Source organism: Streptomyces sp. SDT5-1, assembly GCF_052245995.1.
Lineage (GTDB): Bacteria > Actinomycetota > Actinomycetes > Streptomycetales > Streptomycetaceae > Streptomyces.
Genome location: NZ_CM125963.1, coordinates 3,953,603 through 3,969,088, shown reverse-complemented (window position 1 = coordinate 3,969,088; position 15,486 = coordinate 3,953,603). Strand labels below are relative to the sequence as shown.

At 72.3% G+C, this 15,486-nt stretch carries 12 protein-coding genes; 7 read left to right on the top strand and 5 right to left on the bottom strand.

Annotation, left to right across the window (positions count from 1 at the left end):
* Window positions 1-271 precede the first annotated feature (271 nt).
* The 3 genes from ACTWJ8_RS18305 to ACTWJ8_RS18295 form a co-directional block, all read right to left on the bottom strand.
* Window positions 272-1,480, bottom strand: coding sequence for a DUF5667 domain-containing protein (locus ACTWJ8_RS18305; protein ID WP_443264541.1), 1,209 nt, complete (start codon window positions 1,478-1,480; stop codon window positions 272-274).
* Between the two features lie 198 nt (window positions 1,481-1,678).
* A complete protein-coding gene (locus tag ACTWJ8_RS18300; RefSeq protein ID WP_356383922.1) occupies window positions 1,679-2,497 on the bottom strand; it encodes an ECF subfamily RNA polymerase sigma factor, BldN family in 819 nt (272 codons plus the stop codon).
* Between the two features lie 303 nt (window positions 2,498-2,800).
* Window positions 2,801-3,739 carry an HAD family hydrolase gene (locus tag ACTWJ8_RS18295; RefSeq protein ID WP_356383925.1) on the bottom strand — a complete coding sequence of 313 codons (939 nt, stop codon included), beginning with the start codon at window positions 3,737-3,739 and terminating at the stop codon, window positions 2,801-2,803.
* Window positions 3,740-3,845: 106 nt separating this feature from the next.
* On the opposite strand from ACTWJ8_RS18295, the gene ACTWJ8_RS18290 reads away from it, so the two are divergent.
* The 7 genes from ACTWJ8_RS18290 to ACTWJ8_RS18260 all read left to right on the top strand — a co-directional run bounded on the left by ACTWJ8_RS18290 (window position 3,846) and on the right by ACTWJ8_RS18260 (window position 11,840).
* A complete protein-coding gene (locus ACTWJ8_RS18290; RefSeq protein ID WP_443264539.1) occupies window positions 3,846-4,133 on the top strand; it encodes a glutaredoxin family protein in 288 nt (95 codons plus the stop codon).
* A gap of 340 nt (window positions 4,134-4,473) precedes the next feature.
* The gene (locus ACTWJ8_RS18285; RefSeq protein ID WP_443264538.1) at window positions 4,474-5,286 is read left to right on the top strand and encodes a redox-sensing transcriptional repressor Rex; all 813 of its coding nucleotides are present in this window, start codon (window positions 4,474-4,476) and stop codon (window positions 5,284-5,286) included.
* Window positions 5,283-6,917 (top strand): glutamyl-tRNA reductase, encoded by a 1,635-nt coding sequence (locus ACTWJ8_RS18280; RefSeq protein WP_356383933.1) that lies wholly within the window; start codon window positions 5,283-5,285, stop codon window positions 6,915-6,917. Before ACTWJ8_RS18285 ends, ACTWJ8_RS18280 begins: the two co-directional genes overlap by 4 nt.
* The gene (hemC, locus tag ACTWJ8_RS18275) at window positions 6,914-7,876 is read left to right on the top strand and encodes a hydroxymethylbilane synthase (protein WP_356383936.1); all 963 of its coding nucleotides are present in this window, start codon (window positions 6,914-6,916) and stop codon (window positions 7,874-7,876) included. The genes ACTWJ8_RS18280 and hemC overlap by 4 nt, the downstream gene beginning before the upstream one ends.
* Window positions 7,873-9,549 carry a uroporphyrinogen-III synthase gene (locus ACTWJ8_RS18270; protein WP_443264536.1) on the top strand — a complete coding sequence of 559 codons (1,677 nt, stop codon included), beginning with the start codon at window positions 7,873-7,875 and terminating at the stop codon, window positions 9,547-9,549. The genes hemC and ACTWJ8_RS18270 overlap by 4 nt, the downstream gene beginning before the upstream one ends.
* A gap of 83 nt (window positions 9,550-9,632) precedes the next feature.
* On the top strand, window positions 9,633-10,625 hold the full coding sequence (gene hemB / locus ACTWJ8_RS18265; protein WP_356383942.1) for a porphobilinogen synthase: 993 nt from the start codon (window positions 9,633-9,635) through the stop codon (window positions 10,623-10,625).
* 42 nt (window positions 10,626-10,667) lie between these two features.
* Window positions 10,668-11,840 (top strand): winged helix DNA-binding domain-containing protein, encoded by a 1,173-nt coding sequence (locus tag ACTWJ8_RS18260; RefSeq protein ID WP_443264535.1) that lies wholly within the window; start codon window positions 10,668-10,670, stop codon window positions 11,838-11,840.
* A gap of 84 nt (window positions 11,841-11,924) precedes the next feature.
* On the opposite strand, the gene ACTWJ8_RS18255 is transcribed toward ACTWJ8_RS18260, so the two are convergent.
* Together ACTWJ8_RS18255 and ACTWJ8_RS18250 are read right to left on the bottom strand one after the other, a co-directional pair.
* A complete protein-coding gene (locus ACTWJ8_RS18255) occupies window positions 11,925-12,101 on the bottom strand; it encodes a hypothetical protein (protein ID WP_356383948.1) in 177 nt (58 codons plus the stop codon).
* Window positions 12,102-12,347: 246 nt separating this feature from the next.
* Window positions 12,348-15,335, bottom strand: a complete 2,988-nt coding sequence (locus ACTWJ8_RS18250) for an AfsR/SARP family transcriptional regulator (protein ID WP_356383951.1) — start codon at window positions 15,333-15,335, stop codon at window positions 12,348-12,350.
* Between the last annotated feature and the right edge of the window lie 151 nt (window positions 15,336-15,486).

The window sequence follows — 15,486 nt, the reverse complement described above, 5'->3', positions numbered from 1 at the left end:
CCAAACTGCTGGTGCAGCGGCGGTCGGTGTTTTTCTGACGCGTCCGGACGGCCGGGTGGTGAGCTGTCGGCGCGGTCGGTGGCCGGTGGCCGGACGGAGTCCGGCGCGGCTGCCCGAAGCCTGCGGAGCAGCGCGAGGGCAGCAGATGAGAGAGGCCAAGCTGCTGGTGCAGCGGCGGTCGGTGTTCTTCTGACGCGTCCGGGGCGGCCGGGTGTTGTTCTGAGCAGCAGAACGGCGGGGCCCGTGGGCCCCGCCGTTGTCGTGCCGGGTGTTACTTCGCGTCCTCGCCGTCGATGCCGAGGCCGGGGAGGAGGCCAGGGAGGAGCGGGGGGACCGTGACGTCCGGCTTGGGGGTGCCGCCGGTGCCCGTGCCGGAGCTCGGGGTGTCGTCGGACGTGGACGGGCTCGTCCTGTCCTTCGGCGGGTCGAGGAGGCCGCCCGTGTTCTCGCCGAGGAGGCCCTCCTGGTCCTTGCCGGAGTCGGACGTGGACGGCTTCGGCTTCGTCGACGTCGTGTCGTCGTGCCCCGAGGGCCCGGACGGCGTGGAGCGGCCGGTGCCGGGCGTCTCCGGCGACGTACCGTCCTGGCTGCTGCCGGGGCTCGTCTCGGCGCCCTTCTGGTCCGGGGTCTGCGGCAGCAGGGAGCGCAGCGGGCCGACTTCCTCGTCTATGGCGTCGAAGACCGAGCTGACCTGGTCCCTGACGTCGCCGAGCTGCACCGGCAGCCGGTCGCTCAGGGCCGACCAGCTCTCCCGGTGCGCGTCGGAGAACGCGGAGAGGGCCTGGATCGGGCCGAGCGCGCCGTCCCGCTTGTACGCGTCGGAGAGCAGCCGGTGGCCCTCGGACGCGTCGTACCGCACCCCGGAGAGCGCGCGCCTGACCTCGCCGACCGACTCGTGGTCGAGCTGACCCGAACGGCCGCGCTCCATGAGCCGACGCGCCTCGCTGAGTCGCGTCGACGCCTGGTCCAGGTAGGCCCGGCCCTTGTCGGAGTCGCTGTTGGCCATGCCCAGCTTGAGGTCTTCCATGCCGCGCTTGAGCCCGTAGAGGTGGTCACCCGGCAGCGCGTTGGACGACGCCGCCGCCACGCCGCCGAACGCTCCCGCGGCCACGCCGACCGTGAGCCCGCTCGCCGCGATCCCCTTGGTCAGCCGGGACCTGGGCTTCAGCTTGCGCAGCGGGCTGCTGGCCCGGTGCGCGCCCTTGCCCTGGCGCTGCTTGGGTACGGAGGCGCCCGCGCCGCCCTCTTGGACCATGGCTTCCATGGCGGCGACGAGCTGCGCCCGCTGCGTCACCCGCACCTCGGGATCGAGCTCGGGCTTCGGCAGCTCGCCGAGTGCCGCGGCCAGGGACAGCAACCCGCTCTCTTCGCCCGCCGCCGCTTCTTCCGGTTGCTGCGCCGCCGGGTCCTGGTCGGACTGGTCCTCCAGGGCCTGGGCGAAGGCGTTCGCCCGCCGGTGTGCCGAGACGTTCGCGATCACTGGCGGCACCTCCTCTCATCATGACGGTCGGCTCCCCCGGGAGTGAACACAGGGAGCCTGCATCCCGCACAACGAGCGCTCGGCAGTTGGGTTACGCGTGAAAGATGATCCGGGCGCAATCCCATCTCGCCCTCACGGAAGGTGAGTTGAGGACTGCGCGCAGTGACGGCTCCGGGGGTGAAAAAACGGCGTGGGGGCTCAGCGGGCGTCGTCCGGCAGAAGTCGGGCAAGAGTGCGCACCGCCCGGTACTGGAGGGTCTTGATCGCGCCCTCGTTCTTGCCCATCGCCCGGGCGGTCTCGGCGACCGACAGGCCCTGGAGGAAGCGGAGCGTGACGCACTCCTGCTGCTGCGGATTGAGGCGCCGCACGGCGTCGAGCAGTGCCGCGTTCGAGAGGGACTCCAGGACCGAGTCCTCGGGGGACCGCTCCACCTCGTTCGCGTCGAGCATTTCGCCCGTGGTCACTTCGAGACGGAAACGGCTCGACTTGAAGTGGTCGGCGACCAGGTTCCGCGCGATCGTGACCAGCCAGGCGCCGAAGTCGCGGCCCTGCCAGGTGAACGTGCCGATCCGGCGCAGCGCGCGAAGGAAGGTCTCACTGGTGAGGTCCTCCGCCGTCGCCTTGCCGCCCACGCGGTAGTAGATGTAGCGGTACACGGTGTCGCTGTACTGGTCGTAGAGCCGGCCGAACGCGTCGGCCTCGCCCTCCTGGGCGCGCTCGACCAGGTCCATCATGCGGGCGCTGTCGCTGTCGGCCGCGGGGCGGCGGGCCGGCGACGTGGACGTGGCAGCGGTGCCCGAGGCGCCGGCGGAGCCGGAGCGCGCGCGTCTGCCGACGGTGGCCGCGGTCGAATCGGCCATGGCGAAACATGGCGAGGCAGGGGCGGGCACGGCCGCTGCCGCGGCGGCGAGTGCGGGGACGGCGTACGCGGTGGGGACGAAACCGCGCAGGCGGTCCACGACCGTCGCGTGCAGCGTAGCCAGGCCCGAGGCGTCAACCCCGACGTGTGGGTACACGGGACTCCCAGAGGCAGAGCTTCCATCACGTGCAGTGCGGGACCGTTCACCCGTCGTGCTGACGCGTGGGTACCGGTTTGCGTCTGAGGAGAATAACGCTTCGTGCAGGGAGCACTACACCCAGTTGCTCAAATCACCGATTAGGTCACTTCTGTAATCACTCGGCGATGGTTCGAGCACCAGAGAGTGACCACTTGTTGATCGAATACGTTCACATTCCGTGTCTGCCGGTGACGTGTTGTGGCCGAGTGGTACCAGCACGACTGGCCGGAGCCGGGTCCGGGCACGATGTGCGGAATGGCGTCAGCGACGGCGCCTGTGCAGGGCGATCGCGGCCGCGGTGCCGCCCGCGACGGCTCCCACTCCGGCCGCCGCCGGGAGGCCGACCTTGGCGGCCTTGCGGCCCGTCCGGTAGTCCCGCAGCCGCCAGTCACGTTCGCGCGCGTACTTGCGCAGCTTCGTGTCCGGATTGATCGCATACGGATGTCCGACGAGCGAGAGCATCGGAATGTCGTTGTGCGAGTCGCTGTACGCGGCGCAGCGGCCGAGCTCCAGGCCCTCGGCGGACGCCAGCGCGCGGACGGCCTCCGCCTTCGCGGGCCCGTGCAGCGGTTCGCCGACGAGCCGGCCGGTGTAGACGCCGCCGATCGACTCGGCGACCGTGCCGAGGGCGCCGGTCAGGCCGAGGCGGCGGGCGATGACCGTGGCGATCTCCACGGGCGCGGCCGTGACGAGCCAGACCTTCTGGCCCGCGTCCAGGTGGGCCTGGGCGAGGGCGCGGGTGCCGGGCCAGATCCGCTCCGCCATGTACTCGTCGTAGATCTCCTCGCCGATGGACATCAGCTCGGAGACGCGGTGGCCCTTGACGATGGACAGCGCGCTGTCGCGGGCGTCCTGCATGTGCTCGGGGTCCTCGACGCCCGCGATCCTGAACCAGGCCTGCTGCCAGGCGAATCGGGTCAGCTCGCGGCGCTCGAAGAACTTCCGCTTGTAGAGGCCGCGGCCGAAGTGGAAGATCGCGGCGCCCTGCATGACGGTGTTGTCCAGGTCGAAGAAGGCCGCGGCCTTGTCGTCGCCCGCGACCGGGAACTCCGGTTCCCGCTCGTCCTCGTCGACCTGCGGAGCCTGCTCCTCCAGCTCCTGGGAGGACTTGCGCGCGGCCTCGGCCGAAGCCTCGCCTGCCAGCACGCTCCGCGCGGTGGCGGAGCGCCTACGGGGTGTGAGCCATCCGAGAGCGGCCATGTGGTGAGCATAGCCAGAGTGTTCGGGGGTTCCGGAGTCGAGCGGGTTTCGGGACCCTGTCGCCGTGTGAATTCTCGGCGACGGGAGGGCCGCGTGTGGGGCGAGAATGGCCGGTATGAGTCCCATTTTTCGTACGCGAGAGAAGAAGGATCCGCGTGACCGGGTCGTCACGCTGATCGGGAAGCCCGGCTGTCATCTGTGCGACGACGCGCAGCTCGTGATCGAGAAGGTGTGCGCGGAGGTCGGAGCGTCCTGGGAGAAGAAGGACATCACCGAGGACGAGGAGTTGTACCGCAAGTACTGGGAGCAGATCCCGGTCGTTCTCGTGGACGGCGCGCAGCACGACTTCTGGCGCGTACAGGAGGAGCGACTGCGGAGCGCGCTCACACGGTGACGGACCGCCCATCACCCCCGGGAGCGGTCGCGCACGTCACTGACCGACGAGTCCAACTGGTCCCAAAAGTCGCTTAGGATCGAATGCGGTTCTGGTCTCGGGGGCGTGGATCACGCAACGTTGAGGAGAGTGTGCCGTTTTGGCCCCCACAGGTGAGCAACGACGCTACCTGCGCTCCGGTTCCAGAGTTGCGCGCGGGGCGCGCGTGAGCCCGGTCACGTTGGCCGGGCAAATCGGACACCATCTTTGTGCACGCGTTCACAAAGACATAGCCTGCATTCGACGGGGCGGTCGAGTAGCAGGGTGCCGCCCACAGCCCCGCTCTACCCGCAGGAGCACCGTGGCAACTGGCCGAACTCACCGACCGGCGACCCGCAGCCGAGGAATTCCCGAGGCCACCGTCGCCAGGCTTCCGCTGTACCTCCGAGCCCTCACCGCACTGTCGGAGCGCTCGGTGCCCACGGTCTCCTCCGAGGAACTGGCGGCCGCGGCGGGGGTCAACTCCGCGAAGCTGCGCAAGGACTTCTCGTACCTCGGTTCGTACGGGACCCGTGGCGTGGGCTACGACGTCGAGTACCTCGTCTACCAGATCTCCCGCGAGCTGGGCCTGACCCAGGACTGGCCGATCGTGATGGTCGGTATCGGTAACCTCGGTGCGGCGCTTGCCAATTACGGCGGGTTCGCCTCGCGCGGCTTCCGCGTCGCGGCACTGATCGACGCCGACCCGGCGATGACCGGCAAGTCCGTCGCGGGCATGGCCGTGCAGCACGCCGACGACCTCGAGAAGATCATCGACGACAACGGTGTGTCGATCGGCGTCATCGCGACCCCGGCCGGCGCCGCGCAGCAGGTCTGCGACCGGCTCGTCGCCGCCGGTGTCACCTCCATCCTGAACTTCGCGCCGACCGTCCTGTCCGTCCCGGACGGCGTCGACGTGCGCAAGGTCGACCTCTCCATCGAGCTCCAGATCCTCGCGTTCCACGAGCAGCGCAAGGCCGGCGAGAATCCGGTGGAGGCCGCCGAGGGCGCCGTCGGCGTCGAGGGTCCGGCCGCCAAGGTCACCAAGCCCGCCGCGGAGAAGAACGCCGCGGAGAAGAACAACGACGACCGCAAGGGACCCGACGGGGACGTGCCCGCCGTGATGCCGGCATGAGCCTCCTCGTCGTGGGTCTGAGCCACCGCAGCGCGCCGGTCAGCGTCCTGGAGCGCGCCGCGCTGAACGCGGACACCCAGGCCAAGCTGCTCCAGGACACGCTCGCCGCCGAGCCGGCCGCCGAGGCCGCCGTCCTCGCCACCTGCAACCGCATCGAGCTGTACGCGGACGTGGACAAGTTCCACGCCGGTGTCGCCGAGCTGTCGACGCTGCTCGCCCAGCACAGCGGCGTGGGCCTGGACGAGCTCACCCCTTATCTCTATGTGCACTACGAGGACCGGGCGGTGCACCACCTGTTCTCGGTGGCGTGCGGGCTCGACTCGATGGTGGTCGGCGAGGGCCAGATCCTCGGCCAGATCAAGGACACCCTCGCGCGGGCGCAGGAGCTGCACTCCGCGGGCAAGCTCCTCAACGACCTGTTCCAGCAGGCCCTTCGGGTCGGCAAGCGGGCCCACTCCGAGACGGGCATCGACCGTGCCGGGCAGTCGCTCGTCACGTTCGGCCTCGAGCAGCTCGCGGCCGGGCAGCCGGTCGACGCCTGGGCGCAGGGCAAGCGCGCGCTGGTCATCGGCGCCGGTTCGATGTCCTCGCTCGCCGCGGCCACGCTCGCGCGGGCCGGGGTCGCCGAGGTCGTCGTCGCCAACCGGACGGCGGAGCGCGCCGACCGGCTCGTGGAGATCCTCACGGAGTCGGGCGCCACGGCCCGTGCCGTCGCGATGGACGCCGTGGCGGACGAACTGACACGTGCCGACGTGGCCATCTCCTGCACCGGCGCGACCGGACTCGTGCTCACCGGCGAGGCGGTACGTTCCGCCGTCGCGGGCCGCACGCCGACCGCGGGCAGCGAGATGCCGGCCCCGTCGGCGCCCGCCGCGGGCAAGGGCGCCCCCGACGCCTGCCCCGTCGAGACGGTCCGCGGTGGCTTCTCGGTCGAGGGCGAGGCAGCGGTCGCCGGTTTCGACGCCGCAGCCCTGGAGCAGCACGGCGCCTGGGTCGACAACGCCCCCGGCGAGCAGGTCCGCCCGGTCGAGGCCTCCGAGGCCGAGACCATCGCGGCCCTCGCCGTCGCCGGACGGGTGCCGGAGATGCGCCGCGAGCGCGCCCCCGAGCCCGTACGACAGGTGGCGCTGGCCCTCCTCGACCTGGCGATGCCGCGCGACGTGGACGCCGCCGCGCACCGGATCGACGGGGTCCGCCTCGTCGACATCGAGTCGCTCGCCGAGGCATCGGCCGACGCGCCGATGGCCGCCGACGTCGACCAGGTGCGGTCCATCGTGGCCGACGAGGTCGCCGCGTTCGGCGCCGCGCAGCGGGCCGCGCACATCACGCCGACCGTCGTCGCCCTGCGCACGATGGCGGCGGACGTGGTGGCCAGCGAGATCGCCCGCCTCGACGGCCGGCTCCCCGGTCTCGACGAGAAGCAGCGCGCGGAGATCACCCAGACCGTGCGGCGCGTGGTGGACAAGCTGCTGCACGCGCCGACCGTACGGGTCAAGCAGCTGGCCGCCGAGCCCGGTGGCGCCGGGTACGCGGACGCCCTGCGGACCCTGTTCGACCTGGACCAGGAGACGGTGGCCGCCGTCTCCCGGGCCACCCCCCACGAAGAAGGCAAGAATCGAGGCCCGGCATGACCGCCGAGAAAGCCCTGAGGCTGGGCACCAGGCGCAGCAAGCTGGCCATGGCCCAGTCCGGGCATGTGGCCGAAGCCGTACGCCAGTTCACCGGCCGCGAGGTCGAGCTGGTGGAGATCACCACGTACGGGGACACCTCCCGCGAGCACTTGGCGCAGATCGGTGGCACCGGTGTGTTCGTCACCGCGCTGCGCGACGCGCTCGCCCGGGGCGAGGTGGACTTCGCGGTGCACTCCCTCAAGGACCTGCCGACCGCGCAGCCCGACGAGCTGGCGCTGGCCGCCGTACCGGTCCGCGAGGACCCGCGTGACGTGCTGATCGCGCGGGACGGCCTGAAGTTCACCGATCTGCCCGCGGGTGCGCGGGTGGGCACCGGTTCGCCGCGCCGCATGGCTCAGCTGAACGCGTACGCGCGCAGCCACGGCATGCGGATCGAGACCGTGCCGATCCGTGGGAACATCGACACCCGGATCGGGTTCGTCGAGAAGGGCGAGCTGGACGCCGTGGTCCTCGCGGCCGCAGGGCTCAGCCGTACCGGTCGCAGCGAGGAAGTCACCGAGTTCCTCTCGACCGACATGATTCTGCCCGCCCCCGGCCAGGGGGCACTGGCTGTCGAGTGCGCCGCAGACAACGGTGAACTCGTGGCCGCGCTCGCCGAGATGGACGACCCCTTCACCCGGGCCGCCGTGACCGCCGAGCGGTCCTTGCTCGCCGCCCTGGAGGCCGGCTGCAGCGCACCTGTGGGTGCACTGGCCGACCTGCTGGTCGACGGGCAGATTGTCAAGGAAATGCGCCTGCGCGGCGTCGTCGGCACGACCGACGGCTCCGAGCTGGTGCAGCTGTCCACCACCGGTCCCGTGCCCTCGTCGCAGGACGAGGCGCTGGCTCTCGGGCGGGAACTCGCCGCCGAGATGCTGGCCAAGGGCGCGGCCGGTCTGATGGGGGAGCGAGCACTTTGAGCCCCACCACCGCTGTATCGACCGCCTGTGCACCTGGGCACGTCACCTTCCTGGGTGCGGGTCCCGGCGATCCGGGACTGCTGACCCTCAGGGCCGTGGAGGCCCTGACCCGAGCGGATGTGCTGATCGCCGAGCCCGAAGTGCTCGACGTCGTGCGGACGCACGCCAAGGCGGGCGTGACCGTCCTCGACGCCACGGGTTCCTCGGAGCAGGCCTCGCCTGACGGCTCGTCAACTGCCGTCGCGGTCCCGGCTCTGAGGGACTGGGCCAATCTTGTCATGGAGGCCGCGCGGGGCGGCAAGCGGGTCGTGCGTGCGGTCACCGGGGACCCCGGCCTCGACACGTACGCGGCCGAGGAGATGCTCGCCTGCGCCTCCGAGGGCATCACCTTCGAGGTGGTGCCGGGCATCGCGGCGGCCGTGGGCGTGCCCGCGTACGCCGGTGTGCCGCTGCGCGACGAGCACGGTGCCGACGTCCGCTTCGTGGACGCCGCGACCGCCTCCGAGCGCTGCTGGACCGAGGTCGGCGCGTCCGACGGCACGGTCGTCGTGTCGACGACGCTCGACGCGGTGGGCGCGGCCGCCGGCGAGCTGGTGGCGGCGGGCCGCAAGCCCGACACCCCGCTGTCGGTGACGGTGGCCGGTACGACGACGCGGCAGAAGACGTGGACGGCGACGCTCGGCACGATCGCGCAGACCCTGAAGCAGGCCAAGGTGCTGCCGTCGCCGGAGGGCAACCGGCCGGTCATAGCCGTGGTCGGTGAGCGCAGCGCCGCCGCCCAGCGCGACCAGCTGTCCTGGTTCGAGTCGAAGCCGCTGTTCGGCTGGCGGGTGCTCGTCCCCAGGACGAAGGAGCAGGCGGCCTCGCTCTCCGACCAGCTTCGTTCCTACGGGGCCGTGCCGCACGAGGTGCCGACCATCGCGGTCGAGCCGCCGCGCACGCCGCAGCAGATGGAGCGCGCGGTCAAGGGCCTGGTGACGGGCCGCTACGAGTGGATCGCCTTCACGTCGGTGAACGCGGTCAAGGCCGTCCGCGAGAAGTTCGAGGAGTACGGGCTCGACGCCCGTGCCTTCGCCGGGATCAAGGTCGCGGCGGTGGGCGACCAGACGGCGCAGGCCCTCATCGCCTTCGGCGTGAAGCCGGACCTGGTGCCGAGCGGCGAGCAGTCGGCCGCGGGTCTCCTGGAGGACTGGCCGCCGTACGACCCGGTCTTCGACCCGATCGACCGTGTCTTCCTGCCGCGCGCGGACATCGCGACGGAGACGCTCGTGGCCGGGCTCATCGAGCTGGGCTGGGAGGTCGACGACGTCACGGCGTACCGGACCGTGCGGGCCTCGCCGCCGCCGGCGGAGACGCGCGAGGCGATCAAGGGCGGCGGCTTCGACGCGGTGCTCTTCACCTCGTCGTCCACGGTGCGCAACCTCGTCGGCATCGCCGGCAAGCCGCACAACGTGACCGTGATCGCGTGCATCGGCCCCGCCACGGCCAAGACGGCCGAGGAGCACGGGCTGCGGGTGGACGTGATGGCGCCCGAGCCGTCGGTGCTGAAGCTGGCGGCCGCGCTCGCCGACTTCGGTGCGAAGCGGCGGACCGCGGCGATCGAGGCGGGGGACCCGGTCACCCGGCCCAGCGAGCGGCGTCCCGGTTCGCGGCGGCGGCGCGCGGCGCCGTAGGTTTCACGAGGTGGGGCGCCGCCGCCCACAGCGGTGAGCGGCGCCCGCCCCAGTGGTGTTGTACGTAGTTCGAGGAGATCACGGTGACTCGGTACGGCTCTTTTCCCGGTTCGCGGCCGCGGCGGCTGCGGACCACTCCCACCATGCGGCGCATGGTCGCCGAGAACCGACTGCATCCGGCCGACCTGATCCTGCCCGCGTTCGTGCGCGAGGGGATCGACGCCCCGGTCGAGATCGGCGCCATGCCGGGCGTGTACCAGCACACCCGTGACTCGCTGAAGAAGGCCGCGGCGGAGGCCGTGGAGGCGGGCGTCTCCGGGATCATGCTGTTCGGCGTGCCGCTGGACGAGAAGAAGGACGCCCGCGGCACCGTCGGCACGGAGCCCGACGGCATCCTCCAGGTCGCGCTCCGCGACGTGCGCGCCGAGGTCGGCGACGACCTGATCGTCATGTCCGACCTGTGCCTCGACGAGTTCACGGACCACGGTCACTGCGGCGTCCTCGACGAGCAGGGCCGGATCGACAACGACGCGACGCTCGAGCGGTACGCGGAGATGGCGCAGGTCCAGGCGGACGCGGGCGCCCATGTCGTCGGCCCGAGCGGCATGATGGACGGCCAGATCGGCGTCATCCGTGACGCGCTCGACCAGATCGGCCGCGAGGACGTCGCGCAGCTCGCGTACACGGCGAAGTACTCCTCCGCGTTCTACGGCCCGTTCCGCGAGGCCGTCGGCTCCTCGCTCCAGGGCGACCGCAAGCAGTACCAGCAGGACCCGGCGAACGTCCGGGAGTCGCTGCGGGAGCTGGCGCTCGACCTGGAGGAGGGCGCCGACATGGTGATGGTGAAGCCGGCGGGCCCGTACCTCGACGTGCTGGCCAAGGTGGCCGAAGAGGTCGACGTACCGGTGGCGGCGTACCAGATCAGCGGCGAGTACTCGATGATCGAGGCGGCGGCGCAGCGCGGCTGGATCGACAGGGAGCCGGCGATCATGGAGTCGCTGCTCGGCATCAAGCGGGCGGGCGCGAACATGATCCTCACGTACTGGGCCACGGAGGTCGCGCGCAAGCTGCGCTGATTCGGGGTGCGCGGGGGCGGTCCGTGCCGGGAGAATTCCGGCATGACCACGGACTCGATCTCCGCGCGCGGCCTCAACAGGGCCACTCTGGCACGGCAGTTGCTCCTCGACCGGGTGGACGTCGGGGCCGAGGAGGCACTGCGGCGGGTTGTCGCGCTTCAGGCGCAGCAGCCCGCTTCGCCGTACGTGGCGCTGTGGAACCGGGTGGCGGGCTTCGAACCCGCGGACCTGGACACGGTGTTCGGCGGCTTCCGGGCGGTGAAGTCGACGCTGATGCGGATCACGCTGCACGCGGTGCACGTCGACGACTACCGGGACTTCCGGGCGGCGGTGGAGCCGACGGTGCGGGGTGCGCGGCTCGGTGATCCGCGGTTCCGGGCGTCGGGGCTGGTGGCGGAGGACGCGGACGGGCTGCTGCCCGAGCTGCTGCGGTTGGCCGAACGTCCGCGTACGGCGGGTGAGTTGACGGAGTGGTTCGCGGGGCGGGTCGGCCCCGACGGGGACAAGCTGGTGACGGCCTGCCGGATGCTGCGCCAGTACGCACCGCTGTGGCACGCGCCGGTGGCCGGGTCGCCGTGGTCGTACGGCTCCGACAAGCGGCAGCTGTTCGTCGCGGCGGAGGCGGACGCGCGGCCGCGGTTGCGGGATCCGGAGGCGGTGGCCGCGGGGCTACGGGCCCTGATCAGGCGGTACTTGGCGGGTTTCGGGCCCGCGTCGGTGGCGGACATCGCCCAGTTCGCCCTCGTGCAGAAGGGGCGGGTGCGGGCGGCGCTCGACGACGATCTGGTGCGGCTGACCGGTCCGGGCGGCGAGGTCCTGTACGACGTTCCGGGCGGCGAACTCCCCGACGACGACGTGCCCGCGCCGCCGCGCCTGATGGCGATGTGGGACAGCACGCTCCTGGCCTACGCGGACCGGGGCCGGGTCCTCCCGCCCGAGTACCGCAAGCACGTGACGCGGGTGAACGGGGACGTGCTGCCGACGGTCCTCGTCGACGGCCACGTGGCCGGGGTCTGGCGGATCGCAGCGGACGGCGTGCGCGTGGAGGTGGGCGCCTTCCACCCGCTGCCCAAGCGCACGTGGTCCGCCCTGGAGACGGAGGCGCGGGGCGTGTCCCGCCTCCTGACGTCCCGGGACCCGGGCGCGTACCGGCGCTACGACCACTGGTGGGACAAGGGGTTGCCGGTGGTGGAGGGGCGGGTGCTGGGCGGCTAGCGGGCCGCTCCGGTCGCGGACGCACTTCGGCCGCGGCGGTTCCCCCTCCGGTCCGCCGCGGCCGATCCCCGTCGGGAATGTGGTCTAGCTGGGCTCGGACGTCACATGCGTGTTGTCCGGCTTGATCTCGCCGCCGTCCGCGTCGAGCGCGGCCGGCTTGCTGGTGACGTGGGTGTTCAGCGGCTTGATCTCCTCGCCGTCCTCGCCACCCGTGACGTGCGTGTTCTCCGGCTCGACGACCGGGTCCTGTTCAGTGCTCATCGTGCTGCCTCCCCTGTGGGCGTGCTGGGCATGACTGGGACGAGCCCAACCGGCCGCTCCCCCGAGGGCGGCCGGTTGGACCTCCGGCCACCCACCCCTGTTCCGGGTGAAGCGGCCCGTCCGACGGTCCGTCTGCCCCCCGACGCGACGGCCCGGCAACACTGAGAGTGCACCCTCGCGATAAACGAACGATGAACGTCCGCGGAGACCGCTCCGAAGAAGCGTCGCGGCTGAACTCGCCACTCGCTACGACGCCGTGGCCGGCGCCAGGAGCGACCGTACGTCACCGGCCTCCGGCGAGCCCAGCTCCTCGTGGATGGCGAGCGCCTCGCGCCAGCAGACCGCGGCGCGGCCCGACTGCCCTATGCCGTCGAGTGCCTTGCCGAGCACGGTGAGGATGTTCGCCCGACGCCAGGCACCGCCGATGTTGCGCAGCATCGTCAGGGCCGCCTCCGCGTTGCTCGCGGCGCGCGCAGGGCGGCCCGCGTCCAGGTCGACCTCGGCGAGCCGACACAGCGACATGCCCTCCCAGAGCCGCTGGCGGCTGTGCCGGAAGACGGCGAGGGCCTGCTCCAACTGGTCGGTGGCGTCGGCGTACTGGCCGGTGCTGCCGAGCGCGAGCCCCAGCGCGTACCGCCCGTTGGCCACGCGCAGGGAGTGGCCGAGGCGCTCGTAGATCTCGGTGCCCTGGCGGGCGAGGACGACGGCGGACTCCGCCCGGCCCGTGGCCAGGTGCAGCCGGGACAGATTGCACAGCGGGCTCGCCGAACCGGCCAGGTCCCCGCAGGCCCTGAACTCCTCGATGGCCCGGTTGAAGTGGACCTCGGCGTCCTGGTGGCGGCTCTGGTAGAAGGCGATGCTGCCGAGGATGTTGGCCGACCAGCAGCGGGCCAGCGGGTCGTCGTGGACCTCGGCGATGTCGAGGGCCCTGCGCGCCTCCTGCTCGGACCGATCGAAGGCGCCCGAGAAGAGCCGGGCGTTGCTCAGGACCACGCAGGCCCTGCCCTCGCCGCGGGCGTCCGACATCGCCTGCGCCGCCTCGTGCAGCAGCGCGGCGGTCGCCTCGTACTCCTTGGCGTTGGCGCCGGACTCGGCGAGGTCGACGGCCGCCCACAGCAGGTCGATGCCGCGGCGCAGCGTCGTCTTCCCCGTCGCCTGCCGGGCGCAGGCGAGCAGCGGGACCGCCTCGCAGTACAGCCAGTCGCGGGAGGTCTGCCGGTCGTCGAAGGTCAGCCCGGGGTGTGTGGTCGGGGCGACGTGGTCGATCAGGCGGTCGCCGGGACGCTCGATCGCGTAGACGCCCGCCGCCGTCGCCAGGTAGAAGTCCAGGAGGCGGGACTGGGCGGCTTCACGGTCCTGCTCCGTCTCGTCGCGCTCCGCGCACGCACGCGCGTAGAGGCGGACGAGGTCGTGGAAGCGGTAGCGGCCGGGGGCGGCGGATTCGAGGAGGGAAGTGTCGACGAGGGACTCCAGGACGTCCTCCGTCGACTCGACGTCGAGGTCGAGGACGGCGGCGGCCGCCGCGAGGGAGATGTCGGGGCCGTCGGCGAGGCCGAGGAGGCGGAAGGCGCGGGACTGGGCCTGCTCCAGCTGCCCGTAGCCGAGCTCGAAGGTGGCCTTGACGGCCAGGTCGCCCGCCTGCAGCTCGTCGAGCCTGCGGCGCTCGTCCGCGAGCTTCGCGGCGAGGACCGAGACCGTCCACGTACGGCGCGCGGCGAGGCGCGAGGCCGCGATACGGATCGCCAGGGGGAGGAAACCGCAGGCCGCGACGACGTCGAGGGCCGCCTGGCGCTCCGACGTCACCCGCTCCTCGCCGACGATCCGGGTGAACAGGAGCAGCGCCTCCTCGGGGGACATCACGTCCAGGTCCACGAGGTGCGCGCCGACGAGGTCGACCATGCGCACCCGCCCGGTGATCAGCGCGGCGCACCCCGCCGTCCCCGGCAGCAGCGGCCTGACCTGCGCCGCGTCCCGCGCGTTGTCGAGCAGCACCAGCGTCCTGCGGCCGTCGAGCGTCGAGCGGAACAGGGCCGAGCGCTCCTCCAGGGACTCCGGGACCGCCGAGTCCGGGGTGCCGAGGGCGCGGAGGAAGGAGCCGAGGACCGTCTCGGGCTCGGCGGGGCGCGGGCTCGTGCCCTGGAGGTCGACGTAGAGCTGTCCGTCGGGGAACGCGGCGCGCGCCGCGTGCGCCACGTGCACGGCGAGCGTGGTCTTGCCGACGCCGCCGATGCCCGCCACCGCCGAGACCGCCATCACCGAGCCGCTGCCCGATTCGGAGGACGCGGCGGCGAGGGTGTCGCTCAGTTCCGTCACGAAGGACGCGCGGCCCGTGAAGTCCGGGACCGTGGCCGGGAGCTGGGCCGGGCGCTGCGGCGTCTGCGCGGGCTCGGGCGGCTGCGCCGAGGGCTCGGAGAGGGACGGGTCCGCCTGGAGGATGCGCTGCTGGAGCTCGGAGAGCCCGGGGCGCGGGTCGACGCCCAGCTCGTCGGCGAGCAGCCTGCGCGTGTCCGCGTACACGGCGAGGGCCTCCGCCTGGCGGCCCGAACGGTACAGCGCCAGCATCAGCAGCTCGCGCAGCCGCTCGCGCAGCGGATGGTCGGCGGTCAGGGCCGTGAGCGCCGAGACGGCCTCGGCGTGACAGCCCTGCTCCAGGTCCATGTCCAGGCGCATCTCGAGGAGTTGCAGGCGCCACTCCTCCAGGCGGGCGCGCTCCGTCTCCGCGTGCGGGCCCGGCACGTGGGCCAGCGGCTCGCCGTCCCACAGGTCGAGCGCCTGGTTCGTGAGCTCCCGCGCCGCGCACAGGTCGGCGGACTGCCGGGCCCGCTCGGCGCGCGCGGCCAGCTCCTCGGCGGCGGCCAGGTCCAGCGCGTCGGGGCTCGCCATCCGCAGCGCGTAGCCACCCGCCTCGGTCTCCAGGACGCCGGGGCCGAGGATCTTGCGCAGCCGCGAGGCGTACGTACGGATCGCGGCCAGTGCCTGCGACGGAGGCTCGTCGCCCCATACGGCGTCGATGAGTTCGGCCGCGGTCGCCGTGCGGCCCTGGCGCAGCAGGAGCGTGGCGAGGAGGGCGCGCTGCTGCGGGGAGCCGGTGGCGAGCGGCTCACCGGCGCGCCAGGCGCGGACCGGGCCGAGGACGCTGAACCGCAGGTCGGCGCCCGCGGCCGGGGCCGGACCCGAGGTGTCCTCAGGCACGGCGGCGCTCCGCTGCTCCGGCACCCGCGGTCCACCGACCATCTTCGCTGCTCCCTGCCGCCACGTCCGCACACGTCATTCTGTCGCGCCGTCCAACCGGCGCGCCGTGCATTGCGCGCACATCAAAGACAACTCCCGTCAGTTTGCCTTGTTCCTGACGGAAACGTCAGCCGTGGAAGGCACCCATCACAGA

What these genes read in the sequence shown, in the direction of transcription:
- ACTWJ8_RS18295 (WP_356383925.1), bottom strand. Translation starts at nt 3,739, where the DNA reads ATGGCCGCTCTCGGATGGCTCACACCCCGTAGGCGCTCCGCCACCGCG.
- ACTWJ8_RS18290 (WP_443264539.1), top strand. Translation starts at nt 3,846, where the DNA reads ATGGCCGGTATGAGTCCCATTTTTCGTACGCGAGAGAAGAAGGATCCG.
- ACTWJ8_RS18280 (WP_356383933.1), top strand. Translation starts at nt 5,283, where the DNA reads ATGAGCCTCCTCGTCGTGGGTCTGAGCCACCGCAGCGCGCCGGTCAGC.
- hemC (WP_356383936.1), top strand. Translation starts at nt 6,914, where the DNA reads ATGACCGCCGAGAAAGCCCTGAGGCTGGGCACCAGGCGCAGCAAGCTG.
- ACTWJ8_RS18260 (WP_443264535.1), top strand. Translation starts at nt 10,668, where the DNA reads ATGACCACGGACTCGATCTCCGCGCGCGGCCTCAACAGGGCCACTCTG.
- ACTWJ8_RS18255 (WP_356383948.1), bottom strand. Translation starts at nt 12,101, where the DNA reads ATGAGCACTGAACAGGACCCGGTCGTCGAGCCGGAGAACACGCACGTC.
- ACTWJ8_RS18250 (WP_356383951.1), bottom strand. Translation starts at nt 15,335, where the DNA reads ATGGTCGGTGGACCGCGGGTGCCGGAGCAGCGGAGCGCCGCCGTGCCT.